A 26,939-nucleotide genomic window follows, 5' to 3' on the forward strand; every position below is an offset into this window, starting at 1 on the left:
GCGGCTCAGAAGGGGATCCTGCCGCGCCAGATCTGCGCGTACATCAGCCAGTCGCCCATGAAGCTGTAGAGCGGGCGGCTGAAGCTGGCGGGGCGGTTCTTCTCGAAGCCGAAGTGGCCGAGCCAGGCGAAGCCATAGCCGCACAGCAGCCCGGCCAGCAGCCACCAGGCGTTGCCGGTGGCCAGCAGCGCCCCCAGGCAGGCCAGCGCGCCGGTGGAGCCGACGAAATGCAGGCGCCGGCAGGTGCGGTTGGCGTGTTCGCCCAGGTAGAAGGGGTAGAACTCGGCGAAGCTGCGGAACTGCCGCGGGTCGACGGTGGGCCCGGCAGTGGGCGCGGACGGCGGGGCGGTGGTGCTCATGGGGCGGGCTCCTTGGCTGCGGCGGCGTGCGCCAGCGCACCCCGCAAGGCATTCAACACCGCGTCCGGCGCTTCCGCCATCAGGGCGTGCCCCGCGCCCACCGTGCGCACGGCCGCCTTCAGGGCCTGCGCCAGGCCCGCCGTGGCCTTGGCCGGTGTCATCACATCCCGCGCGCCCAGGATCAGCGTGGCCGGTGCCTGCAGGCGGGCCGCGGCCGCGTCGGCCCCGGCGTAGGCGTTGCAGGCAGCGAAATCGGTGTGGAACAGCGCCGCATCGCCCTGGTGGCCCAGCACCAGCCGGCTCAGCGCCCGTCCGCCGCCGCGCAGCCACACGCCCGGGCCGGGGTAACCGGGCTTGGGTGCCAGGGTGCTGAACGAGAGCTGCGTGACCAGGTCGATGGCGGCCAGCGGGTCGTGCCGCGACATCTCCAGCAGGGCGGGAGACACCTTCATCGGGTAGGCCGTGCCCACCATCACCAGCGCATGGCAACGCGCGGGTGCCCGGCCGGCCGCCTCGAGGGCGACCAGCGAGCCCATGCTGTGGCCCACCAGCGCAGCCTGCGAGACGCCGGCCGCGTCGAGCAGCGCCAGCACCCAGTCCGCCATGTCCTCCACGCGGGTGAGCGCCGGGCCGGCGCTGCGCATGTGGCCGGGCAGGTCCACCGCCAGCACGCCGTAGCCGTGGTGGGCGCACCAGCGGGCGAGCAGGGTCCACACGCCGTGGTCGTTCAGCGCGCCGTGGATGAACAGCACGGTGGGCAGCGCGGGGTCGAACGGCTTGCCCCCGGTGTAGGCATAGGCCTCGCGGCCCTGGACGGTCAGCTTCATGGTCAGGCGGCTTTCTCCGCGGCCTTGAGGGCCCGCTTGAGGTCGTCGATCAGGTCGGCCGGGTCTTCCAGGCCGATGGACAGGCGGATCGTGCCCGGGCCGATGCCGGCCTGGGCCAGCGCGGCGTCGTCCATGCGGAAGTGGGTGGTGGACGCCGGGTGGATCACCAGGGACCGGCAGTCGCCCACGTTGGCCAGGTGGGAGAACAGCTTGAGCGCCTCGATGAACGCCCGGCCCTGGGCCCGCCCGCCCTTCAGGTCGAAGCTGAAGACGGCGCCGCAGCCCTTGGGCAGCAGGCGTCGCGCGAGCGCCTGGTCGGGGTGGCTGTCCAGCTCGGGGTAGGCCACGCCGGCCACCATGGGGTGGGCGGCCAGGCACTGCACCACCTGCCGCGTGTTCTCGATGTGGCGTGCCATGCGCAGCGGCAGCGTCTCGATGCCCTGCAGGATGAGCCAGGCGGTGTGCGGGCTCATGCAGGCGCCGAAATCGCGCAGGCCCTCCCGGCGCGCGCGCAGCAGGAAGGCGCCGTCGCTGCTCTCCTCGCTGAACACCATGCCGTGGAAGCCGGCATACGGCTCGTTCAGTTCCGGAAACCGCGGGCTGGCGGACCAGTCGAAGCGGCCGCCGTCGACCAGCACACCGCCCACCACCGTGCCGTGGCCGCAGAGGAACTTGGTGGCGGAGTGGAAGACGAGGTCGGCGCCGTGGTCGAGCGGGCGCATCAGCCAGGGCGTGGTGAAGGTGGAATCCACCAGCAGCGGCAGGCCGTGGTCGTGGGCGATGGCCGACACGGTGGGGATGTCCAGCACGTCCAGGCCCGGGTTGCCCAGCGTCTCGCCCAGCAGCAGGCGGGTGGTGGGCCGGATGGCGGCGCGCCAGCCGTCGATGTCGCGCGGGCGCACGAAGGTGGTCTCGATGCCGAATCGGCGCAGCGTGTAGTGCAGCAGGTTGTGCGAGCCGCCGTAGAGCGCGCTGCTGGCCACGATGTGCGAGCCGGCACCGGCCAGCGTGGCCACCGCCAGGTGCAGGGCCGCCTGGCCGCTGGCCGTGGCGATGCCGCCCACGGCGCCTTCCAGCGCCGCCAGCCGTTCCTCCAGCACCGCGGTGGTGGGGTTGGACAGGCGGCTGTAGACGTGACCGGAGCGTTCCAGGTTGAACAGCGACGCGGCGTGCTCGGTCGATTCGAAGACGAACGAGGTGCTCAGGTGGATGGGCAGGGCGCGGGCCCCGGTGGAGGGGTCGGGTCCGGCGCCGGCGTGCAGCGCCAGGGTGTCGAAGCCGGGGTCGGAAATGCCGGGCATGGGAGGGGTGTGGCGGGTGGCCGGTAGCTGTGTGGCGAAAGCATTGTGTGCTATGTTGGTCACCCATCGCGGCCCGAACGCCCGTCCGACAAGAACCCGAGGAAGCCACCCGAGGAGAGCCCCATGAAAGTCAGCGACATCCTCCGCGTCAAGGGCAGCACGCTGTACACCGTGTCGCCCGACACCCCGCTGGCCGAGGCCGTGACCACCATGGCCGAGTACGACATCGGCTCGCTCGTGGTCATGACGCATGGCGACCTGATCGGCATGCTCACCTTCCGCGAGGTGATCCGGGCAGTGGTCAAGAACGGCGGCCAGGTGGGGGCGACGCTGGTGCGCTCGGTGATGGACGATGCGCCGCTCACCTGCACGCCGGGAACCGACATCAACGAGGTGCGCCGCATGATGCTCGGCCGCCATGCGCGCTACATGCCCGTGCTGGACGGGCGCGCCCTGATGGGCGTGATCTCGTTCTACGACGTGGCCAAGTCGGTGGTGGAAGCGCAGGACTTCGAGAACCGCATGCTCAAGGCCTACATCCGCGACTGGCCGGTCGAGGACGAGGCGCCCCAGGGCGCCACGCAGCCCGAGGGCAAGCCGGGCGGCTGATCAGCCTTCGACGGGCGGCTGGTCCAGCGCCTGCAGGGCCGCCCGCCGCGTCTGGATCCACTGTTCCGCACCGGGGGCGTCCAGCGGACGGCAGAAGCGGTAGCCCTGCATTGCATCGCAGCCCTGCGTGCGCAGGAAGCTGGCCTGGACGTCGGTTTCCACGCCTTCGGCGATGGTCGTCAGCTGCAGGGCGTGGGCCATCTGCACGATCGCCTGCACGATGGCGCGGTCGTCCGCGTCGCTGCCGATGTCGCGCACGAAGCTCTGGTCGATCTTCAGCGTGTCGATGCGGAATCGTTTCAGGTAGTTGAGCGACGAATAGCCGGTGCCGAAGTCGTCGATGGACAGCCGCACGCCCAGCGCATGCAGGCGGTCCATCATGGCGATGGCGGCGGTGGGGTTGCCGGTCGCCACACTTTCCGTGAGTTCCAGCTCCAGACAGCCGGGCGGCAGGGCGGCCTCGTCCAGGATGGCCCGCACCCGGTCGGGCAGCTGGGGATCGCGGAACTGGATCGCCGAGAGGTTCACCGCCACCACCAGGTCGTTCAGCCCGCGGTCGCGCCAGGCGGTGAGCTGCCGGACGGCCGTGCGCATCACCCATTCCCCGATGGCGGTGATCTGGCCGCTGCTCTCGGCCAGCGGGATGAACTCGCCCGGCGACACCATGCCCAGATCGGGGTGGCGCCAGCGCACCAGCGCCTCCACGCCCAGCACGGCGCCGGTGCGGGCGTCCACCTGCGGCTGGTAGTGCAGCAGCAGCTCCTCGCGTTCGGTGGCGCGGCGCAGGGCCGCCTCCAGCTCCAGCTGGCGCACCGAGCGCTGCTGCATGCCGGCGGCGAAGAAGCGGTAGGTGCCGCGCCCCTCGAGCTTCGCCCGGTACATGGCGGTGTCGGCGCAGCGGGTGAGTTCCTCCACCGTGTCGCCGTCGGCAGGGAACATCGCCACGCCGACCGACAGGGTCAGGCTGAGCTCGTGCTCGTCCACCAGGCAGGGCTGGGCCACGCGCTCGAGCAGCTTGCCGGCCACCTGGGCGGCCCCGTCGGCATCGGTGCCCGGCAGCAGGATGGCGAATTCGTCGCCGCCGACGCGGGCCACCACGTCGGTGTCGCGCAGGGTGTCGCGCAGGCGGTGCGCCATCTCCAGCAGCACGCCGTCGCCGGTGCGGTGGCCGAAGTTGTCGTTGATGTGCCGGAACTGGTTCAGGTCGATGAACAGCAGGGCCAGGCTGTCGCGCTGCCGGTCGGTGCTGGCCAGGGCCACGCGGAGCCGGTCCTCCAGCAGCTGGCGGTTGGGCAGGTCGGTCAGGCCGTCGAACAGGGCCTGGCGCATGAGCTGCTGCTCGGTCTCCTTGGTGCGGGTGATGTCGCTCAGGATCGCGATGAGGTGGCTGGTGCGGCCGGCGCTGTCCGTGCGGCGGCTCAGCGACAGCCAGGCCGAGCACGGGCTGCCGTTCTTGCGCGTGCCCCGCAGTTCGCCCTGCCAGTGGCCGTCCTGCGCCAGTCCCCGGCGGAGCCGACGCAGGATGCCCGGCTCCTCGATGCCAGCCAGCAGCATCGCCGGGTACTGGCCCACCACCTCCTCGGGGGCAAAGCCGGTGATCGCCGTGAAGGCCTGGTTGACGCTGATGACGACGCCATGCGGGTCGGTGATGACGATGGCCTCGCGGGCCTGCTCGAACACCGCCGAGGCCAGCCGCATCTTGTCCTCGGCCAGCTTGCGCAGGGTGACGTCGCGTGCCTCCAGCATCAGGTGGGACGCGGCCTGGCCAGGGACGCGGTCGGCGCGCCGGCGCATCGGCCGCACGGCCAGCTCCACGCGGCGCGCGCCGTGGCGGGTCTCGATGCCCACCTCCACCTGCTGGGGCCTGCCGTCCGCGGCACGCGCGATGGCATGGCGCAGGCGGTCGGCCTCGTCGGGAGAGTGCAGCCAGCCGGGCAGGGCCCACACGGGGTGCTTGTCCGCCAGTTCGGCGGCCAGGCCGAGCCACTCGTCGGCCACCCGGTTGCGTCGCAGCAGGCGCCCCTCGGCGTCGAGCAGGCCCAGCATCTGCGGCGTGTGGTCGAGCATGGCCTGCATGAGCTGCTCGCCGTGGCGGGCCTGGGCGGCGTCGCGCCGTGCCCGCCGCCAGGCGCGCACGCTGCCCGCCAGGGCGGTGGCCAGCCCCGCCGTGGCAACGGACAGCCAGCTGCCAGCCGGCGAGGCGAGCAGGGCGGTCCAGGGGGTATCGGTGGCGAGGGACAAGGCAGCGGGGCCGTCGGGCGGCAACGGCAGGACAGCGCAGTTCGGCAACGCGGCGCGGGTGTGCGCCGTGTCCCGCACTGTGCCTCGTCCCGCGGCCCGGCATACCGGGAAGGCGCACCCGAAATGCCTGCCATTTCGTGACGGGATGCCGCCGATCCGGCGCAGCGTGGGCCGGTCGATAGAATCCCGGCATGTCCGGCAGTACCTTCGGCGAGCTTTTTCGCGTCACCAACTTCGGCGAAAGCCACGGCCCCGCCATCGGCTGCGTCATCGACGGCTGCCCGCCCGGGCTGCCGCTGGCCGAGGCCGACATCCAGCCCGACCTGGACCGCCGTCGCCCCGGCACCTCGCGGCACGTCACGCAGCGCAATGAGCCCGATGCCGTGGAGATCCTGTCGGGTGTCTACCAGGGCCAGACCACCGGCACGCCGATCTGCCTGCTGATCCGCAACACCGACCAGCGCAGCAAGGACTACGGCAACATCGCCCAGACCTTCCGCCCGGGGCACGCGGACTACACCTACTGGCACAAGTACGGCGTGCGCGACCCCCGCGGCGGCGGCCGGTCGTCGGCCCGCCTGACCGCGCCCATGGTGGCGGCCGGCGCCGTGGCGAAGAAGTGGCTGCAGTCGCACCACGGCACCACGGTGCGCGGCTGCATGACGGCGCTGGGCGAGATCGAGATCGCCATGGACGACTGGTCGCAGGTGGACGCCAACCCGTTCTTCGCCGCCACGTCGCAGGGCATCGACCGGCTCGAGGCCACCATGGACGAGCTGCGCCGGGCGGGCGATTCCATCGGCGCCCGGCTGTACGTGGAGGCGCGCGGCCTGCCGCCAGGCTGGGGCGCGCCGCTGTTCGACAAGCTCGACGCGGACATCGCGTTCGCCATGATGGGCATCAATGCCGTCAAGGGCGTGGAGATCGGCGCCGGTTTCGATGCCGTGCGCCAGCGCGGCAGTGAGCATGGTGATGAACTCACCCCCGACGGCTTCGCCAGCAACCACGCCGGCGGCGTGCTGGGTGGCCTGTCCACCGGCCAGGACATCCGCGTGTCCATCGCCATCAAGCCCACCAGCTCGATCCGCACGCCCCGCCGGTCGGTCGACTTGGCCGGCGAGCCGGCCACGGTGGAGACCTTCGGCCGGCACGACCCCTGCGTCGGCATCCGCGCGACGCCCATCGCCGAGGCCATGCTCGCGCTGGTGCTGATGGACCACGCACTGCGCCACCGCGCCCAGTGCGGCGACGTGCGCGTGGCCACCCCCGTCATCCCGGCGGGGGGCTGAGCCCCGCCGCGCGGCGGGGCCCCCCGGCTCAGGCAGCGGCCGGCACGGCGCCCCGGCCGGTGGCGCGGCGGAACAGCCAGCGGGCGCCGCGGTACAGCGCCCGCAGCAGCGTCAGCGCCGCCAGCGCCTCCAGCAGCGTCAGCACGAAGGCCACGCCGGCGTTCCAGCGCTGGCTGCGTGCATGGAACTTGGCCACGGCATGGTCGCGCTTGATCTCGATGGAGTCGTAGAAGCTCGGGATCACCAGCAGGGTGAGGAACGTCGAAGTGATGGTGCCGCCGATGATGGCCACCGCCATGGGCCGGTAAAACTCGCCACCTTCACCCACGCCGATGGCCACCGGCAGCATGCCGGCGATGAGCGCGAAGGTGGTCATCAGGATGGGGCGCAGCCGGCGCTGGCCCGCGCTGATGAGCGCCTCCTCGCGGTCCATGCCTTCCGCCTCCTTGGCGCGGGCGGCGTCCAGCAGCAGGATGGCATTCTTCGCCACCAGGCCCACCAGCATGATGATGCCGATGAAGCTCATCAGGTTGAGCGTGCTCTTGGTGACCAGCAGCGCGATCACCACGCCGATGGGCGTGAACAGCAGCGACAGCATCACCGGCATGGGGGCCGTGAACGAGCTGAACTGCACCACGAGCACCAGGTACATCAGCAGGATGCCCAGCACCAGGGCGGCGCCCATGCGGCCGAAGACCTCCTGCTGGTCGCGGGAGGCGCCGGCGAGTTCCAGCCCGAAGCCCGGCGGGTAGCTCATGGCGCGCGCGATCTTCATCGCGTCGGCCGTCACCTCGCCGGGCGAGCGGCCCTGGGCGTTGGCGGTCACCGCGATCATGCGCTTGCCGTCGGCGTGGCGGATCTGCGAGGGCCCCTTGCCCATGGTGACGGTGGCGATCTGGTCCAGCGGCACGATGGTGTTGCTGCCCGTCACCGTGATGGGCAGGCGCTCGATGTTGCTGGCGTCCACCCGGTCGGCCGGGTGCAGGCGCACGGCCACGTCGCGCGTCTCGCCGCTCGGGTCGACCCAGTCACCCACCTCGACGCCGGCGAAGGCCACGCGCAGCGCCTGCGCGGCGTCGTTGGCGGAGATGCCCAGCGCGTTGGCCAGGCCGCGGTCCAGCTCGATCTGCAGTTCGTCCTGCGGGTCCTGCTCGGACAAGCCCACGTCCACCGCGCCGGGCACCTGGCGCAGCTTGGCCATGAACTCGTTGGTGATGGCCTGCAGCTGGCGGCTGTCGGTGCCGTGGAAGCGGATCTGCACGGGCTTCTGCGCGCCGTTGTTCAGGTCGTCCAGCACGGTGTACTCGGCCCCGACCAGGCGGGACACGCGCTGGCGCAGGTCCGCGGCCACCTCGAAGCCCGAGCGCTGCCGCTCGGTGCTCTTGCCGATGTCCACGTAGATGCGGCCACCGTTGGGGTTGACGTAGGAGTTGGTGGCCTTGGTCTCCGGCAGGGTCCGGGCCAGCTGCGCGGCGGCCTCGAGCTTCACGCGGGAGTACTCGAGGCTGCTGCTGGGCGGCGTGCGCACGTCGATCGCCAGCGTGCCCCAGTCGCCGCCGGGCAGGAAGCTGGTGCCGCCGAACTTGCCGAACAGGCCGATGGCCGCCACCAGGCTGAGCACGGTGAACACGAACATCCACACGCGGTGGTGCAGCGCCCAGGCGATGACCCGGCCATAACGATCGGCCTGGTGGTCGAACCAGGCGTTGAAGCGCGCCAGGATGCGCGTGAGCCCGCGCGGCTCACCCCGCAGGTGCCCCGGCGGGTCGCCCCAGTAGGCGCTGAGCATGGGGTCGAGCGTGAAGCTGATGAACAGGCTCACCAGCACCGAGGACACCACCGTCAGCGCGAAGGGCCGGAACCATTCGCCGGAGACGCCGGGCATGAAGGCGACGGGCACGAACACCGCCACGATGGAGAAGGTGGTGGCGGCCACCGCCAGCCCGATCTCCGCCGTGCCCTGGCGGGCGGCGGTGACGCGGTCGGCACCGTGCTCCATGTGGCGCACGATGTTCTCCCGCACCACGATGGCGTCGTCGATCAGCACGCCGATGGCCAGCGACAGGCCCAGCAGCGTCATGAAATTGAGCGTGAACCCGCTGGCCCAGACGGCGATGAACGCCGCGATGACCGAGGTGGGCAGGCTCAGCGCCGTGATCAGCGTGGAGCGCCAGGAGTTCAGGAACACGTACACCACCGCCACGGTGAGGCCGGCACCGAACACCAGGGCGTGGATCACGTTGTTCAGGCTGTTCTCGGCGTCCTTGCCGCCGTCCTGGGTGACCTCGATGTGGGTGCCGGCGGGCAAGGTCTTGTCCAGTTCGGCCACCAGCTGCCGCACCTCGTTGGCCACCGAGACCGTACTCGCGTCGCGCGCGCGGGTGACCGACAGGCCCACGTTGGGCTTGCCATTGCGCACCGACACGCTGGTCACTTCCGCGAAGCCGTCCTGCACGGTGGCCACCTGGCCCAGGCGGACGATCTGCTCGCCGCGGCGTTGCACCACGATCTGCTCGAACTCCTCGGGCCGCTCGATGCGGCCCACGAGCCGGATGCTCTGGTCTTCCAGCGTGCCGCGCACCTTGCCGACGGGCGCGGTGGCGTTCTGGTTGCGCAGCGCCGCCACGACCTCCGCCACGGACACGTTGAACGCACGCAGCTTTTCGGCGTGCAGCAGCACGGACAGCTCCCGGCGCAGGGCGCCGTTGACGTCGACGGTGGCCACGCCGGGGATGGCGCGGAACCGGTCGGCCACCTCGTCCTCGGCCAGGCGGGAGATCTCCGCATGGCTCTGGCTGGACGAGGACAGGGCCAGCTGCATGATGGGCTGCGCGGCCGGGTCGACGCGCTGCAGCACGGGCTCGCGCATCTCCACCGGCAGCTTGTAGCGCACGGTGCCGATGGCGTTGCGCACCTCGTCCGCTGCCTCCACCATGTTCTTGCTGAACTGGAAGATGACCTGGATGCGCGCGTTGCCCTCGCTGGCCGTGGAGTGGATCTCGTCGACGCCGGAGATGCTTTGCAGCGCCTTCTCGACGCGGTTGATGATCTCGCGCTCGACCGAGTCGGGCGAGGCCCCCGGGTAGTTCATGTTGACGACGAGCATGGGCTGCTCCACGTCGGGGATCTGGTTCACACGCAGCTGCTGCAGCGCCATGAGCCCCATGAACATCAGGGCCACGATGATGGCGATCATCGCGACCGGACGCTTGATGCTGAAGTCGGACAGGAACATGGCGTCAGCTCCGTTGGGCCGAGGCCGCCGGGGCGGCGGAGGCGGCCGGGGCAGCGGCCGGCGCGGCCCGCTCGATCTTCTGGCCGTCGACCAGCGTGGAGCCGGGGCGGCGCAGCACCTGGTCGCCTGTGGCCAGGCCCGCGCCCACCACCACCTCGCCGCTGCGCGCGTCGCGCTCGCCCAGCTGCAGCTGCACCTTGCGGACCGCGCTGCCGCTGATCTTCCAGGCGAAGGCGTTGTCCCCCTCGCGCACGATGGACGCCTCGGGCAGCATCAGCGCCGGCTGCGAGCTGGTGGCCACGATGCCCTCGGCATACAGCCCGGCCACCGGCGGCACCTCGCTGCCGGGATCGAAGGCCACCTGCACGACCACCTGGCGGGTGGCCGCGTTCGCCGAGGCGTCCACGCGGCGCACCTTGCCGCTGAAGCGGCGATCACCGAAACCGTTGATGCGGAAGCTGACGGCCTGACCGGGGCGCACCTCGCCCATGCGGTCCGAGGCGATGAGGCCCTCGAAGCGCATGCTGGCCGGGTCGATCACCTTGACCAGCTCCTTGCCCACCTGCGCCGTGTCGCCGGCGGATACCTTGCGGTCGCTCACCACGCCGTCGAAGGGGGCCCGCACCATGGTGCGCTGCAGCTGCTGTCGGGCGGCGACCGCGCGCGACCGGGCCGCCACCAGCTCGCTCTGGGCCTGGTTGCGGCGCACCTCCGCGTCATCCAGCGCCTGCATCGAGCTCATGCCCTGGGCCTGCAGGGTCTTCAGCCGCGTGAAGGTGCGTTCGGCCTGGTCCAGCGACTGGCCAGCCGCCCGTGCGGCTTCCTCGGCGGACGCCAGGCTGTCACGGATGGAGGTGTCGTCCAGGCGCACGAGCAGATCCCCCTGGCGCACCGCCTCGCCGTTGTCCCGCACCACCTGCAGCACGATGGCGGAGACCTCGGCGCGCAGGTCGGCGCGGCGCTCCGGCTGGATGGAGCCGGTGATGACCGGACCGGAGGCGTGCACGCCGGTGCCCAGCGTGGTCACGTCCTGCGGGGACAGCAGCAACACCGGCGCGGAGGCGGCGGGGGCGGACGCGGCACCGGCCGGGCCACCGGCGCCCGGCTTGCCGCAGGCGGTGAGCGCCGCCGCCAGGGTGACCGCCAGCGCGGTGTGCACCAGGCGGGCGGCGGGCTGCGGATGGGCCGCGCGCGCGGCGGTGGGGGAACGGCGCAACATCGGGGGATCTCCTCCAGACGGGTTCGAATGATGGTCGGCCGGATGGGCCTGTGGGAAGCGGCGCGAAGCTTATCGCGGCCCCGCCACTGATAGATGCGGGTGCGACGAAACGCCGGCTGGCCGGATTGAATGGCAGCTGTGCAGCGCGACGCGCCCCGCGGCCCCGGCCGGCGCTGGCCTCGCCGGCTCATCCGCCCGTTCTGCATTTCGTCGGTGCGCTGCGGCGGTTCGTCGCCCATGGGATGTGCGGCCGGAACCCGACTCCTACACTGCGCCCCGCTCGATGCTGCGGCCAAGGTGGTGTTCACCGTGGCCAGCGGCAACGAGCGGGAGAACACGAGGAGCAGGCATGAACAAGCGCTGGGTGATCGGTGGTGTGGTGGTGGCGGTGCTGGCCGCGGGCGGCGGTGTCGCCGTCATGGCCACCCAGGGCGGCAAGGGCGCGCCCGAGGGTCCCCCCAAGCCCGAGGACAAGGTGCTGGACTTCACCACCAAGGAGGTGGTGGCCCCCCGGCAGCAGGCGCTCGCGGCCACCGTCCAGTTCTCCGGCCCGCTGGTGGCGCCGGACACGGCCGTGGTGCGTGCGAAGGCGGCGGGCACGCTGCTGCAGCTGGCGGTGGCCGAAGGCAGCCGGGTCAGCACAGGCCAGCGCCTGGGCACGCTGGACCTGGCGGACCTGAACGCCCGCCTGAACGAGCGCCAGGCGCAGGCCGAGGCGGCCCGGGCCCAGGCGGTGCAGGCCGAGCGCACCCATGCCTCCAACCAGCGCCTGGCCGAGCAGCAGTTCATCTCCTCCAATGCGCTGGAGTCGTCCAAGGCCGCCCTGGACAGCGCGCGGGCCGCGCTGGCCGCCGCGCAGGCGCAGGTGGAGACCGTGCGCATCACCTTGCGCGAGGCCGCGCTGGTCTCCCCCATCGCCGGCATCGTCTCCAAGCGCCACGTGGTGCCTGGCGAGAAGGTCGCCACCGAGCAGCCGGTGGTCACCATCGTCCATCTCGGCCGGCTGGAAGTGGCCGGCAGCGTGGGCACGCACGAGGTGGGCGCGCTGCAACCCGGGATGCCGGTGCAGGTGCAGGTGGAAGGCGTGGCCGAGCCCGTGAAGGGCCAGCTCGCGCGCATCTCGCCGGCCGCCGAGCCGGGCACCCGGTCCATCGGCGTGGCGGTGGCCATCCCGAACCCGCAGGAACGCCTGCGGGCCGGCCAGTACGCCCAGGCCAGCGTGGCCCTGCCCGAGGCCACGACGCGGCTGACGCTCCCGGTGGCCGCCATCGGCAGCGCGTCGGGCCAGGAGTACGTGTGGATGATCGAGCAGGGCAAGCTGATGCGCCGCGCCGTCACCACCGGCCGCCGCGACGAAGCGCGCGGCCTGGTCGAGGTGAAGGAGGGCGTGTCGCCGCAGGCGCAGGTGCTGGCCATGCGCTTCGACAACCTGCGCGAAGGCGCACCGGCCCGCGTGCTGGCCCAGGTGCCGGCCACCGCCGCGTCGGCGGCATCGCCGGCCACGCCGAACGTCGCCACCGCAGCGCAGTCGCGCTGACCCGCCCGCCGGGCTCACCAGGAACAAGGGCGCCGCCATGTGGATCACCCGCATCTCCATCCAGAACCCCGTGTTCGCCACCATGATCATGGTGGCGCTGTGCGTGCTGGGTCTGTTCTCGTACAGCAAGCTGGGTGTCGAGCAGATGCCCGACATCACCCTGCCGGGCGCGTGGATCGACGTGCGCTACCCCGGCGCGTCCCCGGAGGCCGTGGAGCGTGAGGTCGCCAAGCCGCTGGAGGAGGCGCTGAACACCATCGCCGGTGTGGACAAGGTGCAGTCGCGCAGCTTCGAGGGCCGCGTGCAGGCCAGCGTGGAGTTCTCGCTGAACACCGACATGAACCGCGCCATGCAGGACGTGCGCGACCGCATCGCGGCGGTGCAGGGCGTGTTCCCCGAGGACGTGAAGCCGCCCACGGTGAACCGCTTCCAGGCCGACAACAGCCAGCCGGTGGTCGTGATGGCGCTGACCAGCAAGACGCGTTCGCCGCGTGAGCTGTCCACGCTGGGCGAGCTCACCATCGCCAAGCGCCTGCAGCGGGTCGACGGCGTGGCCATGGTGGACGTGGGCGGCCTGGTCTCGCGCGAGGTGCGCATCGACCTGGACCCCACCCGCCTGCGCGCCTACGGCGTGACGCCGGCGGAGATCTCCACCGCCCTGGCGGCGGCCAATGCCGACCAGCCGGTGGGGCTGGTGTCCGACCGCGTGTCCGACGCCATCCTGCGCGTGGAGGGCCGGGTGCGCGACCCGAAGCAGTTCGCCGGCATCGTCGTGGCCCACCGGGGCGGCCTGCCGCTCACGCTGGGTGACCTGGGCACCCTGGTCGAGCGCGAGCGCGAGCGCGACTCCATCGCCCGCACCAACGGGGCGCCGGCCATCAGCTTCTCGGTGTTCAAGCAGCAGGACGCCAACATCGTGGCCACCGGCGACGCGGTGAAGGAGGCGATGGAGGAGCTGCGCAAGGGCCTGCCGGCCGACGTGGAGCTGAACCTCATCTACGCATCCAGCGACTTCGTCAAGAACTCGCTCAAGGGCCTGCGCCACACGCTGGTCGAAGGCGCGCTGCTCACCGTGGCCATCGTCTTCCTGTTCCTGCACAGCTGGCGCTCGACCATCATCACCGGCCTGACGCTGCCCATCGCGGTGATCTCCAGCTTCATCGCCGTGCATGCCTTCGGCTTCACGCTGAACTTCATGACGATGATGGCGCTGTCGCTGTGCATCGGCCTGCTGATCGACGACGCGATCGTGGTGCGCGAGAACATCGTGCGCCACGTCGGCATGGGCAAGGACCACCGCACGGCGGCCTTCGACGGCACCAACGAGATCGGCCTGGCGGTGATGGCCACCACCTTCGCCATCTGCGCGGTGTTCGTGCCCGTGGCCTTCATGGGCGGCATCATCGGCAAGTTCTTCTACCCCTTCGGCATCACGGTGGCGGTGGCGGTCATCGTGAGCCTGTTCGTCAGCTTCACGCTCGACCCCATGCTGTCCAGCGTGTGGCGCGACCCGCCCAGCGAGCGGCTGAAGCACGTACCGGTCATCGGCCACCTGATCCGGGGCACTGACCGCGCCATGGACACGCTGCACCGGGTGTACGGCCGCCTCATCACCTGGGCGTTCTCCGGCCGCCGCTACCGTCTGCCGTTGCCCGCCTGGGGCCGGCCCTTCGACACCGCCGGCCGGCGCGACCGCTCCATGCCGCGCCGCCTGCGCCGGGTGACGCTGACACCGCGCGGCATCATCGGCTGGACGGGCGTGGGCAGCTTCGTGCTGGCGCTCGGGCTGGCGCCCCTGGTGGGCACGGAGTTCGTGCCGCAGACGGACCAGGGCTTCACCCAGCTCAACCTGCGCTTTCCCGTCGCTTCCAGCCTGGAGCGCGGCAACGACAAGGTGCTGCAGGTCGAGGCCATCCTGGCCCGCTACCCCGAGATCAGGACCGTGCAGACAGTCGTGGGCTCCACCGGCGAGGGCCTGGCCACGGGCCGCAACCAGGCGGCGTTGAACATCGCCCTGGTGGACCGCGGCGAGCGCAGCCGCACGCAGAAGCAGATCGAGGACGCGATCCGGGCGGACATCGCCGGCATCCCGGGCCTGGAGGCCAGCGTGGGCTTCGACCGGCCGGTGTGGATCACCATCCTGGGCGCGGACGGCGAACAGCTCACCCGCGTGTCCAGGGAGTTCGCGGAGAAGCTGAAGAAGATCCCGGGCGTGGTGGACGTGGACACCACGGTCAAGCCGGGCCTGCCGGCCTATGCGGTGCGCCTGAAGGAATCGGCCATCCGCGAGCTGGGGCTGACGGGCCCGCAGGTCGCCGCGTCGCTGCGCGCCTACGTGAACGGCGAGGTGGCGACCCACTGGACCACGCCCGACGGCAACCGGGTGGAGGTGCTGCTGCGCCTGCCCCAGCAGCAGCGCGAGCGCGTCGAGCAGATGAGCAAGCTGCCCGTCGCCTTCGCCAAGGACGGCTCGCCCATCGCCCTGGACCAGGTGGCCACCATCGAGCCGGTGTTCAACCCCGAGGTGATCCGCCGCCAGAACCTGCAGCGCCGTGAGGCCGTGTTCGCCGGCGTCCAGGGCCGGCCGTCGGGCGACGTGAACGCCGATGTGCAGAAGCTGATCAAGCAGACGCAGCTGCCGCCTGGCGTGAGCTTCATGGTGGACGGCGCCGGCAAGCAGCAGGCCGAGGCCTTCGGCGGCCTGGTCAGCGCGATGGGGCTGGCCGTGATCTTCATCTACATCGTGCTGGCCAGCCAGTTCGGCAGCTTCTTGCAGCCGGTGGCCATCATGGTGTCGCTGCCGCTGTCGCTGATCGGGGTGATGCTGGCGCTGCTGCTGTGGCGGTCCACGCTGAACGTGTTCTCGATGATCGGCCTCGTGATGCTGATGGGCCTGGTGACCAAGAACGCCATCCTGCTGGTGGACTTCGCCAACCACGCGCGGCGTGCCGGCGCCAGCATGCGCGATGCGCTGCTCGAGGCCGGCCAGATCCGCATGCGGCCCATCATGATGACCACGGCCGCGATGGTCTTCGGCATGCTGCCCATGGCCATCGCCCTGAACGACGGCGGCGAGCTGCAGGCCCCGATGGGCCGCGCCATCATCGGCGGGGTGATCACCTCCACGCTGCTCACGCTGGTGGTGGTGCCGGTGGTCTACAGCTACCTGGTGCAGCTGGGCGACTGGGCCGCGCGCCGCTGGGGCGGCGGGGCGCACGACGCGGCGCCCGCGGTGCCCTCGGGCGGCCCGCTGGGGGCGCCGGCCGACCGCTGAGCGGCCCGCGGCCTCAGGCCGCGGCGGTGCTGAACTGGCCCTTGGTGGTGTAGATGCCGCAGCCGATGAGCAGCTTGTCGTCCAGCGCCACCACGTAGCTCGCCTTGGGCTGCACCTTGCCGGTGGTCTGGTTGACGATGGTGTACTCGACCCAGTGGCTGCCCTGGGTCGCGTCCCAGGACTCGCGGGCGAAGCGGTCGCCGTCGATGCCCGGCACCTCGTGCACCAGGCGGCCCTCCATGGCGGGCTTGGCGCCATGCACGTGGTAGCGCGCCTCGCGGTCGGTCACGAAGATGTAGAGGTCGCGGTCCAGGAAGCCGCCGTCCGGCTGGCGGAACACCCGGGCGGCTTCGGCCAGGCCACGCTGCCGCACCAGCTGCACCGCGCGGTCCACGAGGGCGCGCGCCTCGTCGGCGCTGCCCTGGCGCAGGCGGATGGCCGCCACCGCGTCGCTGAGCACCGACGCCCGCGTGACCAGCTCGCCGGACGCACGCTGCGATTCGTCCACCATGCCGGCGTTCTGCTGGGTGATCTCGTCCAGGCTGCCCACGCTGCGCGACACCTCCTCCAGGCTGGTGGCCTGCTGGGCGCTGGCCTGGGCGATGCCCCGCAGCTTGTCGGACACGTCGCGCACGCCGTGGACCACCGAATCGAGCGCGCCGTTCGTGCGCTGGATGCGCGCGACGGATTGGCCGACCTGCTCCGTGGACTGGCCGATGAGCTGGCGGATCTCCGCGGCGGCGGAGGCGCTGCGCTGCGCAAGCTGGCGCACCTCGGTGGCCACCACGGCGAACCCGCGGCCCGCCTCGCCGGCGCGGGCGGCCTCGACCGCCGCGTTCAGCGCGAGGATGTTGGTCTGGAAGGCGATGCCGTCGATGACGCCGATGATCTCCCCCACGCGGCGTGAGCTCTCCTCCAGGGTGCCCATGGCCTGCACGGTGGCACGCATGGCATCGCCGCCCGCTTCCGCCTGCTGGCGCAGCGCGGCGGTGAGCTGATCGAGCTCGTGCGCGGCGCTGGCGTTGCTGGCCACGGCGTCGCTGAGCTGGCCGACGGTGGCCACGGTCTGGCGCAGGTTGGACGCCTGTGCCTCGGTACGCTGCGACAGGGCATCGCCGCTTTCGGCCAGGCGGCGCCCGGACAGGCCCACCCGCACCGCGCTGCTGCGGATCTCGGCGACCATCGTCGACAGGCCCTCGCTCATGTGCTCGACGACCCGACCGATCTCCGCGAGCTCGTCCTGGCCCTCGATCTGCACCTTGTGCGCCAGGTCACCGGCCGCGACGGCCGACACGCCGCGCTGCAGCACGCGCAGGCCGCCCAGGAAGCTGGCGTAGAAGGCCACGGCGAAATAGAGCATGAGGGACACGCCGCCCACGGACAGGCCGATCTGCCACCAGAACTGGCGCTGCAGCTTGGCTTCCCGGGCGTGCAGCTCGGCCAGCAGCTGGCCGTGCACCTGCTGGCGGAAGGTCATCACCGCGTCGATGGCGGTCGAGCCCTCGGCGAAGAAGGCCGCCGGGTCCCCGTCGAGCGTCTCGGCGGTGAAGGTCTTGCGGACGGTCTTCTCGAAACGGTGGGACGCCGCCTGCGCTGCCGGCCAGCCCGCGGGCAGGGCGATGCCTGCGCGCCCCAGGGCCTCGGCGCGGAAGCCCGCGTCCACCACCGCCGCCACCAGCGCGTCGGCGCGGCCCACCAGCGTGGAGCGCTCCACGCTGCTCGCGTCGCCGCGGGCCAGCAGCGCGGCGCCCTGGCCACGGGCCTGGCCGATCACCTCGGTCCACGGGATCACCCGCTCGACCACCATGTCCATCAGGAAGAAGCTGCCGGCCTCGGGGTCCAGCAGCAGCCCGGAGCGCTCGCCCACCTGCAGCACCAGCTGGCGCAGCCCCTCGACGTGGCGGCCATGTTCGGCGAACGCCTCGCCACGCTGCGACGAATGCCGGCCCTGCGTCAGGCCGTCGGTGGCATCGCGCACCGGCCGCCACAGGTCCGCCACGGCGAACGGCAGGCCGGGCAGCGCCGCGTCCACGGCCGCCAGGGCCTGCGCGGTGCGTTGCCGGATGGCGTCGCGCTCGCCGGTGGCGCCGGCATCGCCGGACAGCACGCGGTGCGTGAGCCCGCGGTGCGCCTGCACCAGGCCCGTCAGCTCGGTCAGCTGGCTGACCAGCTCGGCGCCGGCCACCTCGCCGGCCGTGAACTGCATCTCGCTGCGGGCTTCCCGGGCGCTCTGCAGGATGAGCACCAGCAGCGGGATCAGCAGCATCAGCCCCATGAGGGCCATCTTGGTGGGCATGCGCAGGCGACGCATCAGGCGCATGCCGGGGCGCAGGAGGGCAGAGCTGGCAGATGGCATGGGTGGTGTCTCCCCCGATCGACGCGAATGGATGCCGGTGAGGGACCCACGGCAGCCATGCCCCCGGTCCCCGCCCGTATCGCCATCTTCGGCACGGCCGCTCGCCGCTATAGGGCAATAAGCAGACATTTCGTGGCACTGTTTGCGCCGGGCCGGGGGGCGGCCCCGCCGTGCCAGTCGCGCTTGCCCTGTCTACCCCGGCGTCGGCAGGGACTTGCCCGCTGTCACCTGTTTGCGCGACGTTCCCCCGCAGAACGAGGGATGGGGAGCGGCCGGCACGACCCCAAGAATGCGCCTCACCCCCCCTCGCCGAGGGACCCGCGGAGCCGGCAGACACCGAGCTCTGCGGGGGGGCTGACACACACTTCACCTCACTGACGGAGCACATATGCTGAAGACCAAGATGGTTTCCCTGCTGGCTCTCCTGGGCGCTGTCGGCGCCGCGAACGCCTCCATCCCGTCCGACATCGTGTTCGACGGCTACTGCGATGGCATGAGTGGCCTGACCGAAGTCGGCGACTACGGCGCCACGGGCACGTGGGTGAGCCTGGACTGCGCCGGCACCAACGCGGCCGTCGGCGGCTCCAAGGGCAAGGGCAAGGGCCAGACGGCCAACGGCCTGCTGCTTGCGTCCTACGGCGCCAGCGTGTACGGCGCCGAGTTCATGTGGATCATCAACAAGGACAACACCTGGGCGATCTACCGTGCCAACGACGGCGCCTGGGTCAACGCCGGCACCTGGAGCCCGGCCACCGAGGCCAAGGCCCGCGGCACGAAGCCGTCCGTCGCCCGCTGAGCAACGAGCGCTCTGCACGACAAGGCCGCCGGGTCGCCCCGGCGGCCTTTTTCATGGGCGGGCGCGCCGGTCAGCGCGCCGGCTGGAGCGTGAGCGTGCCCACCGTGGCGCGGGCCACCTCGGCCTCCGCCAGGTGCTGCTGCCGGGATTCCCCGCGTGCGTAGGCGGCGGCCTGGTCGGCGTAGTGCCGGTCTCCCCACACCCCGCTCTGGCCCACGGGGTTGGCGCCGCGGGCGGCGGCCGGCTCGGCGAAATCGATCACGCGCCGGGTGGACGGGCCGTAGGTCACCGGCACCGGCACGGGGGCCAGCGGGCCGCTCAGGTTGTTGGGCACCTCCCGCCCGCCCGCCACCGGGAAAGGCCCCACGTTGAACACCTTGTCCAGCGGCTTCTGCTTGCCCAGGGGGTGTTCGTGCTCCACGGCGTGGGCGCGCGCCCAGACCCAGCGGGCCGGGTCATCGCCCAGCGTGCGCGTGAGGTGGGCGATGCTGCGCTGCCAGGCCAGGGCCACGATGTCTTCCCGCGTCTCGCGCGCCGGCGTGTCCCGGCGGTCCCACCAGGGCGATCCCGCGTCGGCGGCCAGCCGGGGCAGGGCGTGGTCCAGGGCGCGCACGCGGCGCATGCCCTGCCACGCGTCCTCGCCGATCTCGTCGGCCATGGCGGCGTGGCCCAGGTCGTGGAGGAACTGGTGGAACACCGTGGGCGCGACGGCCTCCACCGGGTGGTCACCGGCCCAGGTGGCGAGCTGCTCGACCAGCGCGGCCTGCGCCGCCTGGCCGGCCGTCGCCTGCCGCAGCGCCGGCAGCAGCGGCGCCAGCACCCGCGGGCCGTAGCCCGTGCGGGTGTCGAGCTGCAGCGCCTCCATGGCGGCCATGTTCCAGCCACCCGGCTGCGCCACCATCTGCTCGTCGAGCCGCCGTGCACGGTCCCAGAGGTTGTAGTAGCCGGGGATGGGCCGCGCGCCCGCCGGCTGGTGGTTGGCCGACACGATGTAGCCGCGGGTGGGGTTCTCTTCCTGCGGGTTCTCGCTGAAGGGCCGGAAGGCCGGCTTGTCGGCCTGGCCGCTGGCGCCGTCCAGGATGAAGCTGGGGTTCACGCCGGCCGGCCGCTCGGGCAGCCGGGCGGCCGCCCACCAGCCGATGTCGCCCGCGGCATTGGCCCACACCACGTTGAGGCCGGGCGCGTGGATCAGGGCGGCCGCCGCGCGGGCCTTGTCGAGCGTGTCCGCCCGGTCGAGCCGGTAGAAGGCCTCGAGCACCGGGTTCTCGGTTTCCAGCATGGCCCACCACATCGCGATGGGGCGCTCACCTCCGGCGGGACCCAGGGCCGTGTTGACGATGGGCCCGTGCGGCGAGCGCTGCAGCGTCAGCGACACCGGCTCGGCGCCCTTCACGCGGATCGTCTCCGTGGCGGACTCGAGCGCCACCCACTGGCCGCGGTGCCAGACCTTGCCCGGCCGGGCGGCGTCGGTCTTCTCGGCGATGAAGTCGACGTCGTCGTTCTGGAACATGGTGAGGCTCCAGCCAAAGCGGGTGTTGTGCCCCACCAGCGCGAACGGGTTGAGCGCCTGGTGCAGGCCATAGAGCTCGAAGCCCGGCATGGACAGGTGCGCCTCGTACCAGACAGCGGGCACGCCGAAGGCGATGTGCGGGTCGCCGGCCAGCAGCGGCTTGCCGCTCGCGCTGCGCCAGCCGGCCACCACCCAGGCGTTGCTGCCTTCGTACATGGGCACGGCGGCCAGCTGCATCGCCTGGTCGCTGAGCGCGGACAGCCGAGCCAGCAGCGCGTGTTCCTGCGCGTCCAGCCGGGTGGCCGCGACCGGGGCAGGGGCCGACGCCGCCGCGGGCTGCGCCTGCGCCACGCCCTCGGGGTACCAGGCCAGGTCGAAGATGCGCAGGTAGTCCGGCCCGAGCTGGTCGCGGATGCGCGTGAGCGCCGGCTCGGTGCGGAAGGCGGCGGCGAAGCTGTAGGCCAGGTAGCCGGCCACGCTGAGCGTGTCCGCCGGGGTGAAGGGCCGCTTGGGAATGCCCAGCAGCGCGAACTCGATGGGCGCCGGGTGGCTGTCCTGGAAGGCATTCACCCCGTCGATGTAGGCCTGCAGCGCCTGCACGGAGGGCGCCTGGGGGTCGAGCCGTGCGGCCGCCGCGTCGGCATGGTGGCGGATGCGCAGGGTGCGGAAGAGCTTGTCCGTGTCCACCAGCTTCGGGCCCAGCACCTCGGCGAGTTCGCCGCGCGCGAGACGCCGCACGATCTCCATCTGGAACAGGCGGTCCTGGGCGTGCACGTAGCCGAGGGCGCGGTACAGGTCCGCCTCGTGTTCGGCCCGGATGTGCGGGACGCCCGCCTCGTCGTAGCGCACCACGACCGGCGCGGTCAGGCCGGCCAGCGCCAGCTCGCCCTCGCGCTGCGGCAGGCGCGTGCGCCACTGCCAGAACAGCACCGCCGCGGCGAGCAGCAGCAGCACGAGCAGGATCAGGACACCCAGGCGAAGGACACGGCGCATGGCAGGCGGCGAAGCGGGAGAAGGCGGCATTGTCGCGCCCGCCCGCGGCCTCCCGGCCTGCGTGTCGGCCCGCATGAAAGACGAAGGGATATCAAAAGGAGACGGGAAGATGCGGTTCGTCCTGACTGGGCCCGCACACTCGTGGCCATCCCTTCACTTCCGGAGTCACTCCATGGCCTCGACCCCCTCCCTCTGCATCGCCGTCAGCCTGCTGGCCGCCGGCTGCCTGCTGGCCGCCCCCGGTGCCCAGGCCCATGGCGGCGCGGCGCACAGCGGCGGCCTGGCGACAGCGTCGTCCAGCCACGTGGCCGCACCGTTCGACATCGTCCACACCCGGGTGCGCGTGGACGGGCGCCACGCCGTGTTCCACATGGCCGTGAGCGGCCGTGCGGGTGCCAGCAGGCCGTCGCGCACGGGGCAGCTGGCGGGCAGCCAGGTCTTTTCTTACGTGTGGCCGACCACCCTGGACCCGGCCGAGGTCGGCTTCGAGCCACGGTCGGGCGTGCTGGCCTTTGCCGTCACGGCCCACCCCGACTTCGACGACACGCCGCTGTTCGACGAGAACGGCGATGGCGACCTGGGCAACGACGGCGAGCTCTGGCACAGCCACTGGGTGGTGCTCCAGCCCGATGCCGCGTGCGGCAAGGACATGCTCAAGGTGGTCGACATCCCCGAAGGCGCCACGCCGCGCCTGCCGGCCACCTGGCCCGGCCTGCCCCTGCTGATCGACAGCCCTGGCTACAGCCCCACGTTCCGCGGCGAGACCGTCGAGGTGCGGGTGCCGCTGGGCGGGGCCACGGCGCTGGCGCAGGCACGCCACGACGGCGTGACCGCCGCCCTGCGCGTCAACGCCAGCGTGCACAGCCCGCTGCTGTGCGTGGTCGACGTGTTCAAGGTGGCGTCCGGCAACCTGTCGCTGCCGGCCCCCGTGGGGCGCTGAGGCACCGCGGGGCCGGGGTGCCGGCCCCGGCCCCGCGCACCAGGCTCAGGCCGTTTCCACGCTGCCGTACAGGCGCTCCAGCGCGCCCAGCACCTCGTAGCAAGCGCCCATGTTGTGGTAGTCGACCTTGCCGGCCGGGCTTTTCTGGTCGGTGAGCTTGCGGTTGTCCGGCGTGAGGATGCGGTACCAGGCGCCGTGCGTGTGGTCGACGAAGTGCTCCCAGGCGTAGGCCCACAGGCGGTCGTACCAGTCCCAGTAGGCGCCCTCGTGGGTGCGCTCGGCCAGGGCCGCGGCGGCGGCCAGCGACTCGGCCTGCACCCAGTGGTACTTGTCGCCGTCGCACACCTTGTAGTGGGTGTCGGTGGCGGGGTCGCGCTCGGGGGCGAAGCCATAGACGAGGCCGCCGTGCGGGCGATCCCAGCCGTGCTGCACCGCCGCGGCGAATAGCTCGCGCGCCCGGCGCAGCATCCAGGTTTCCTCGTCGGTGTCCGGCGGCAGGTCGGGTGTCAGACGCTCCAGCGTCAGCAGCAGCTTGGCCCACTCGGTGAGGTGGCCGGTCTGGAAGCCCCAGGGGCGGAAGATGTTGCTGCGGTCCTGCCGGTTGTAGTTCCAGTCCGGCGTCCAGTCGGGGTGGTAGTGCTCCCAGACCAGCCCGTGTGCCAGGCCGGCCAGGCGCTGCGTGACCGATTCGGCCAGCGTGGCCGCGCGCGCGAGGCAGGCGGCGTCGCCGGTGGCCTCGTAGGCGGCCAGCATGGCCTCGCAGGCGTGCATGTTGGCGTTCTGCCCCCGGTAGGGGCGCAGCTGCCAGTCGGGCGCCGCCTCGTCGGCGTACAGGCCGGCGGCCGGCTCCCAGAAGCGCCGTTCCATCAGCGCGATGGTCTCGTGCAGCCCGGCGCGGGCCTCCTCGAGACCGGCCCGCAGCGCGTGCGCCTGGGCCAGCAGCACGAAGGCCAGGCCATAGCAGTGCTGGGTGGTGTCCATCACCTGCTTGCGGCCGTTCTCCCAGTGCAGCAGCCAGGTGTAGCCGCCGCTGGCCGCGTCGCGGTGCACGTCCTGCACGAAGGCCAGGGCATGGCGGGCGGTGTCCCGCCAGCGGGCCGCCTGCGGGTGGTCGGGGAAGTGCCGCGCCGCGTTGGCGTAGGTGAACACGTAGCGGGTGCTGCTGACCAGGTGGCGCGTGTGGCGGTCATGCACGCGCCCGTCGTCGAGCAGGAAGTGGTAGAGGCCGCCGGACGGGTCCACCGCGCGCCGGCCGTCGGGCCCGTCGTAGAAGGCCATGGTCTGCAGCACGTGCTCGCGCAGGAAGGCGGCGCTGCGGAATTCCGGAAGCTGCTTCATGCGTGGCATGCTACGCCCGCCCTTCCAACCTTGCTGTGAGCGGGCGCGTCGCCTGGGCAGGCGCCCCTCGACCGGCGGGTGCGCCGGGCGATCCCCCGAGGGGATGCGGACCGGCTCGGGGGCGGCCCAGCGCTCGGCCCGCCGGGGCCGCCGGCGCTCAGGCCACCCGTCGCTCGTCGGCGCCGAACAGGTGGCTGCATGCCGGTGCCCAGGACAGGGCAACGGGCTCGCCCACCGCCTGCGCCACCTTGCCAGGCACCCGCGCCGTCCAGGTGCCCAGCGGCGTGTCGACCACGGCGTAGGTCTCCGGGCCGGTGGGCTCCAGCATGGCCAGCTGGCCGGGCAGGGCACCCGAGGTGCCGGGTGCCACCAGCGCCAGGTCCTCGGGGCGCACGCCGTAGCTGAAGCCGCCATCCGCCGCGCGGGTGGCCAGCTCGCCCTGCTGCGGTGCGGTGAGCGGCAGTGCCAGGCCCGCCGCCCCCAGGCCGCCGGGCTGGCGCCGTGCCGCCACCAGGTTCATGGCGGGCGAGCCGATGAACTCCGCCACGAAGCGGGTGGCGGGGCGGCTGTAGATGTCGTCCGGCGTGCCCAGCTGTTCCACGCGGCCGTCCTTCATCACGGCGATGCGGTCGCCCAGCGTCATGGCCTCCACCTGGTCGTGGGTGACGTACACCGTGGTGGTGCGGGTGCGCTGGTGCAGGCGCTTGATCTCCGCGCGCATCTCCACGCGCAGCTTGGCGTCCAGGTTGGACAGCGGCTCGTCGAAGAGGAACAGCTTGGGGTCGCGCGCCAGGGCGCGGCCCATGGCCACGCGCTGCCGCTGGCCGCCCGAGAGCTGCCCGGGCTTGCGGTCCAGCAGGTGGCCGATCTGCAGCATCTGGGCCACGCGCTGCACGGCCGCGGCGCGCTCCGGCCGCGGCACGCCGCGCATCTCCAGGCCGAAGGCGATGTTCTGCGCCACCGTCATGTTGGGGTAGAGCGCGTAGCTCTGGAACACCATGGCGATGTCGCGCTCGCGCGGCGGCAGGTGCGTGACGTCGCGCTCGCCGATGTGGATGCTGCCGTGCGTGGGCACGTCCAGCCCCGCGATCATGGACAGCAGCGTGGACTTGCCGCAGCCGGAGGCGCCCACGAGGATGAGGAACTCGCCGGCCTCGACCTCGATGTCGATGCCCTTGAGGATCTCGACGGGGCCGAAGGTCTTGCGGACCTGGCGAATGGACAGTGCGCCCATGGTGGTCAACCTTTCACGGCGCCGGCGGCGAGGCCGCGCACGAAGTACTTGCCTGCGACGATGTAGACGATGAGCGTGGGCAGGGCGGCGATCATGGCGGCGGCCATGTCCACGTTGTATTCCTTGACGCTGCTGGAGGTGTTGGCCAGGTTGTTCAGGCCCACGGTGACCGGCTTGGAATCGGCCCCCGAGAACACCACGCCATAGAGGAAATCGTTCCAGATCTGGGTGAACTGCCAGATCAGCGTGACCACCAGGATGGGCACCGACAGGGGCAGCACGATGCGCCGGAAGATCTGCCAGAAGCCGGCGCCATCGAGCATGGCGGCCTTGATGAGCTCATCGGGCAGGCCGAGGTAGTAGTTGCGGAAGAACAAGGTGGTGCTCGGGATGCCGGCGAGCACGTGCACCAGCACCAGCCCGCCGATGGAACTCGCCAGGCCCAGCCAGCCCAGCACCTGGCTCATGGGCAGCAGCACCACCTGCATGGGCATGAACACGCCGAACAGGATCAGGGCGAACATGAGCTCGCTGCCGCGAAATCGCCACTTGCTGAGCACGTAGCCGTTCAGGGCGCCCAGCAGCGTGGAGATGGCCACCGCCGGCACCACCAGCAGCACCGAGTTCAGGAAGAAGGGCCTGAGGCCGCCGCAGTCGGTGCCGGTGCAGGCGGACGACCAGGCCGTGGCCCAGGCCGCCAGGTTCGGGCTGGCCGGCAGCGACAGCAGCGTGCCGCTGCGGATCTCGTCCATGCTCTTGAGCGAGGTGGCCACCATCACGTACAGCGGCAGCAGGAAGAACCCGGCGAACAGCGCCAGCGCCGCGTACAGCGCCAGGCGGTGCCAGACCAGGCCGCGCGGCCCGGCGACAGTGGAGGAGGGGGCGTGCATCAGCGGCGGCTCCGCAGTTCCGAATAGAGATAGGGCACCACAATGGCGGCCACGGTGGCCAGCATCACGGTGGCGCTGGCGGCGCCCAGGCCGATCTGCCCGCGCGAGAAGGCCATCGTGTACATGAAGGTGGCGGGCAGGTCGGTGGCGTAGCCCGGGCCGCCGGCGGTGAGGGCCATCACCAGGTCGAAGCTCTTGATGGCCAGGTGGCTCACCACCATGAGCGTGGAGAAGAACACCGGCCGCAGGCTGGGGATGACGATCCGCCAGTAGATGCGGGGCAGGCTGGCCCCATCGACCTGCGCCGCCTTGAGGATGCTGTCGTCGATGCCGCGCAGGCCGGCCAGGAACAGCGCCATCACGAACCCGGCGCTCTGCCAGACGCCTGCGATGACCACGCAGTAGATGGCGCGGTCCGGGTCGATCAGCCAGTCGAGCCGGGCGCCCTCGACGCCCCATTCGTGCAGCAGGTGCTCCAGGCCCAGGCCCGGGTTGAGGATCCACTTCCAGGCGGTGCCGGTGACGATGAAGCTCAGCGCCATGGGGTACAGGTAGACCGTGCGCAGCACGCCCTCGCCGCGGATCTTCTGGTCCAGCAGGATCGCCAGCAGCAGGCCCAGGCCCATGCCGCCCGCGATGAACAGGCCGCCGAACACCGCCAGGTTGCGCAGCGCGAGCCACCAGCGCTCGCTCTCGAACAGCGCCTCGTACTGCGCCAGGCCGACGAACTCGTAGTTGGGCAGCAGGCGCGAGGCCGACAGCGACAGGTAGCCGTTCCAGGCCATGAGGCCGTAGATGAACAGGAACGACACCACGAAGGTGGGCGCGATCACCAGCTTGGGCAGCCAGGGCGTGCGCAGGGCAGGGGGCGCGGACAGGGAGGACATGGGCAACCGGGAAAAAGCGCCCCGCGCCGCACGCCCGGCAGGCGTGCCGTGCGGCGCGGGGAGGGAACTCCGCTGTGCGTGTGGAACAGCGGCTTGAGGTCGCG

Annotated in this window: 18 protein-coding genes; 6 read left to right on the forward strand and 12 right to left on the reverse strand. The window is 71.8% G+C overall.

Translation table 11 applies throughout. The annotated features are described in order from the left end of the window. Positions 1–5: 5 nt before the first annotated feature. Genes ACE3UN_RS04180 through ACE3UN_RS04190 form a run of 3 tightly spaced genes read right to left on the reverse strand, consistent with a single transcriptional unit; the run spans position 6 to position 2,487 of the window. On the reverse strand, positions 6–359 hold the full coding sequence (locus tag ACE3UN_RS04180) for an Mpo1-like protein (protein ID WP_374673653.1): 354 nt from the start codon (positions 357–359) through the stop codon (positions 6–8). Further along, entirely contained in the window at positions 356–1,186 is an 831-nt protein-coding gene (locus tag ACE3UN_RS04185) for an alpha/beta fold hydrolase (RefSeq protein WP_374673654.1), read from the reverse strand. Before ACE3UN_RS04185 ends, ACE3UN_RS04180 begins: the two co-directional genes overlap by 4 nt. A gap of 2 nt (positions 1,187–1,188) precedes the next feature. Beyond that, positions 1,189–2,487: an O-acetylhomoserine aminocarboxypropyltransferase gene (locus tag ACE3UN_RS04190; protein ID WP_374673655.1), complete on the reverse strand. Its 1,299-nt coding sequence runs from the start codon at positions 2,485–2,487 to the stop codon at positions 1,189–1,191. Between the two features lie 123 nt (positions 2,488–2,610). On the opposite strand from ACE3UN_RS04190, the gene ACE3UN_RS04195 reads away from it, so the two are divergent. Next, positions 2,611–3,096 carry a CBS domain-containing protein gene (locus ACE3UN_RS04195; protein ID WP_374673656.1) on the forward strand — a complete coding sequence of 162 codons (486 nt, stop codon included), beginning with the start codon at positions 2,611–2,613 and terminating at the stop codon, positions 3,094–3,096. Here the strand turns inward: ACE3UN_RS04195 and ACE3UN_RS04200 are convergent, their stop codons facing one another. After that, a complete protein-coding gene (locus tag ACE3UN_RS04200) occupies positions 3,097–5,337 on the reverse strand; it encodes a putative bifunctional diguanylate cyclase/phosphodiesterase (RefSeq protein ID WP_374673657.1) in 2,241 nt (746 codons plus the stop codon). Between the two features lie 191 nt (positions 5,338–5,528). On the opposite strand from ACE3UN_RS04200, the gene aroC reads away from it, so the two are divergent. Then, a complete protein-coding gene (aroC, locus tag ACE3UN_RS04205) occupies positions 5,529–6,626 on the forward strand; it encodes a chorismate synthase (protein WP_374673658.1) in 1,098 nt (365 codons plus the stop codon). A 28-nt stretch (positions 6,627–6,654) separates the two neighbouring features. Here the strand turns inward: aroC and ACE3UN_RS04210 are convergent, their stop codons facing one another. Next, positions 6,655–9,861 (reverse strand): efflux RND transporter permease subunit, encoded by a 3,207-nt coding sequence (locus ACE3UN_RS04210; protein ID WP_374673659.1) that lies wholly within the window; start codon positions 9,859–9,861, stop codon positions 6,655–6,657. A 4-nt stretch (positions 9,862–9,865) separates the two neighbouring features. After that, a complete protein-coding gene (locus tag ACE3UN_RS04215) occupies positions 9,866–11,080 on the reverse strand; it encodes an efflux RND transporter periplasmic adaptor subunit (RefSeq protein ID WP_374673660.1) in 1,215 nt (404 codons plus the stop codon). 349 nt (positions 11,081–11,429) lie between these two features. Between ACE3UN_RS04215 and ACE3UN_RS04220 the strand changes: the two genes are divergently transcribed. Together ACE3UN_RS04220 and ACE3UN_RS04225 are read left to right on the forward strand one after the other, a co-directional pair. Beyond that, entirely contained in the window at positions 11,430–12,617 is a 1,188-nt protein-coding gene (locus ACE3UN_RS04220) for an efflux RND transporter periplasmic adaptor subunit (protein WP_374673661.1), read from the forward strand. Positions 12,618–12,654: 37 nt separating this feature from the next. Next, on the forward strand, positions 12,655–15,891 hold the full coding sequence (locus ACE3UN_RS04225; protein WP_374673662.1) for an efflux RND transporter permease subunit: 3,237 nt from the start codon (positions 12,655–12,657) through the stop codon (positions 15,889–15,891). Between the two features lie 13 nt (positions 15,892–15,904). Here ACE3UN_RS04225 and ACE3UN_RS04230 read toward each other — a convergent pair whose 3' ends face one another. Then, a complete protein-coding gene (locus tag ACE3UN_RS04230) occupies positions 15,905–18,247 on the reverse strand; it encodes a methyl-accepting chemotaxis protein (protein WP_374673663.1) in 2,343 nt (780 codons plus the stop codon). A gap of 388 nt (positions 18,248–18,635) precedes the next feature. On the opposite strand from ACE3UN_RS04230, the gene ACE3UN_RS04235 reads away from it, so the two are divergent. Then, positions 18,636–19,043 (forward strand): hypothetical protein, encoded by a 408-nt coding sequence (locus ACE3UN_RS04235; RefSeq protein WP_374673664.1) that lies wholly within the window; start codon positions 18,636–18,638, stop codon positions 19,041–19,043. Between the two features lie 70 nt (positions 19,044–19,113). Here ACE3UN_RS04235 and ACE3UN_RS04240 read toward each other — a convergent pair whose 3' ends face one another. Beyond that, positions 19,114–21,546: a penicillin acylase family protein gene (locus ACE3UN_RS04240; protein ID WP_374673665.1), complete on the reverse strand. Its 2,433-nt coding sequence runs from the start codon at positions 21,544–21,546 to the stop codon at positions 19,114–19,116. Positions 21,547–21,718: 172 nt separating this feature from the next. On the opposite strand from ACE3UN_RS04240, the gene ACE3UN_RS04245 reads away from it, so the two are divergent. Then, a complete protein-coding gene (locus ACE3UN_RS04245) occupies positions 21,719–22,486 on the forward strand; it encodes a hypothetical protein (protein ID WP_374673666.1) in 768 nt (255 codons plus the stop codon). Between the two features lie 45 nt (positions 22,487–22,531). On the opposite strand, the gene ACE3UN_RS04250 is transcribed toward ACE3UN_RS04245, so the two are convergent. From ACE3UN_RS04250 to ACE3UN_RS04265, 4 genes are all read right to left on the reverse strand, one after another. After that, positions 22,532–23,824, reverse strand: coding sequence for an AGE family epimerase/isomerase (locus ACE3UN_RS04250; RefSeq protein WP_374673667.1), 1,293 nt, complete (start codon positions 23,822–23,824; stop codon positions 22,532–22,534). A 157-nt stretch (positions 23,825–23,981) separates the two neighbouring features. Then, complete coding sequence (locus tag ACE3UN_RS04255) at positions 23,982–25,058, reverse strand: ABC transporter ATP-binding protein (RefSeq protein ID WP_374673668.1); 1,077 nt, start codon at positions 25,056–25,058, stop codon at positions 23,982–23,984. Positions 25,059–25,063: 5 nt separating this feature from the next. Continuing rightward, complete coding sequence (locus tag ACE3UN_RS04260; protein ID WP_374673669.1) at positions 25,064–25,948, reverse strand: carbohydrate ABC transporter permease; 885 nt, start codon at positions 25,946–25,948, stop codon at positions 25,064–25,066. Next, a complete protein-coding gene (locus ACE3UN_RS04265) occupies positions 25,948–26,835 on the reverse strand; it encodes a carbohydrate ABC transporter permease (RefSeq protein WP_374673670.1) in 888 nt (295 codons plus the stop codon). Before ACE3UN_RS04265 ends, ACE3UN_RS04260 begins: the two co-directional genes overlap by 1 nt. Positions 26,836–26,939 lie beyond the last annotated feature (104 nt).

Origin of the sequence: Ideonella sp. (assembly GCF_041918995.1) — a bacterium.
Taxonomy (GTDB): Bacteria; Pseudomonadota; Gammaproteobacteria; order Burkholderiales; family Burkholderiaceae_C; genus Ideonella.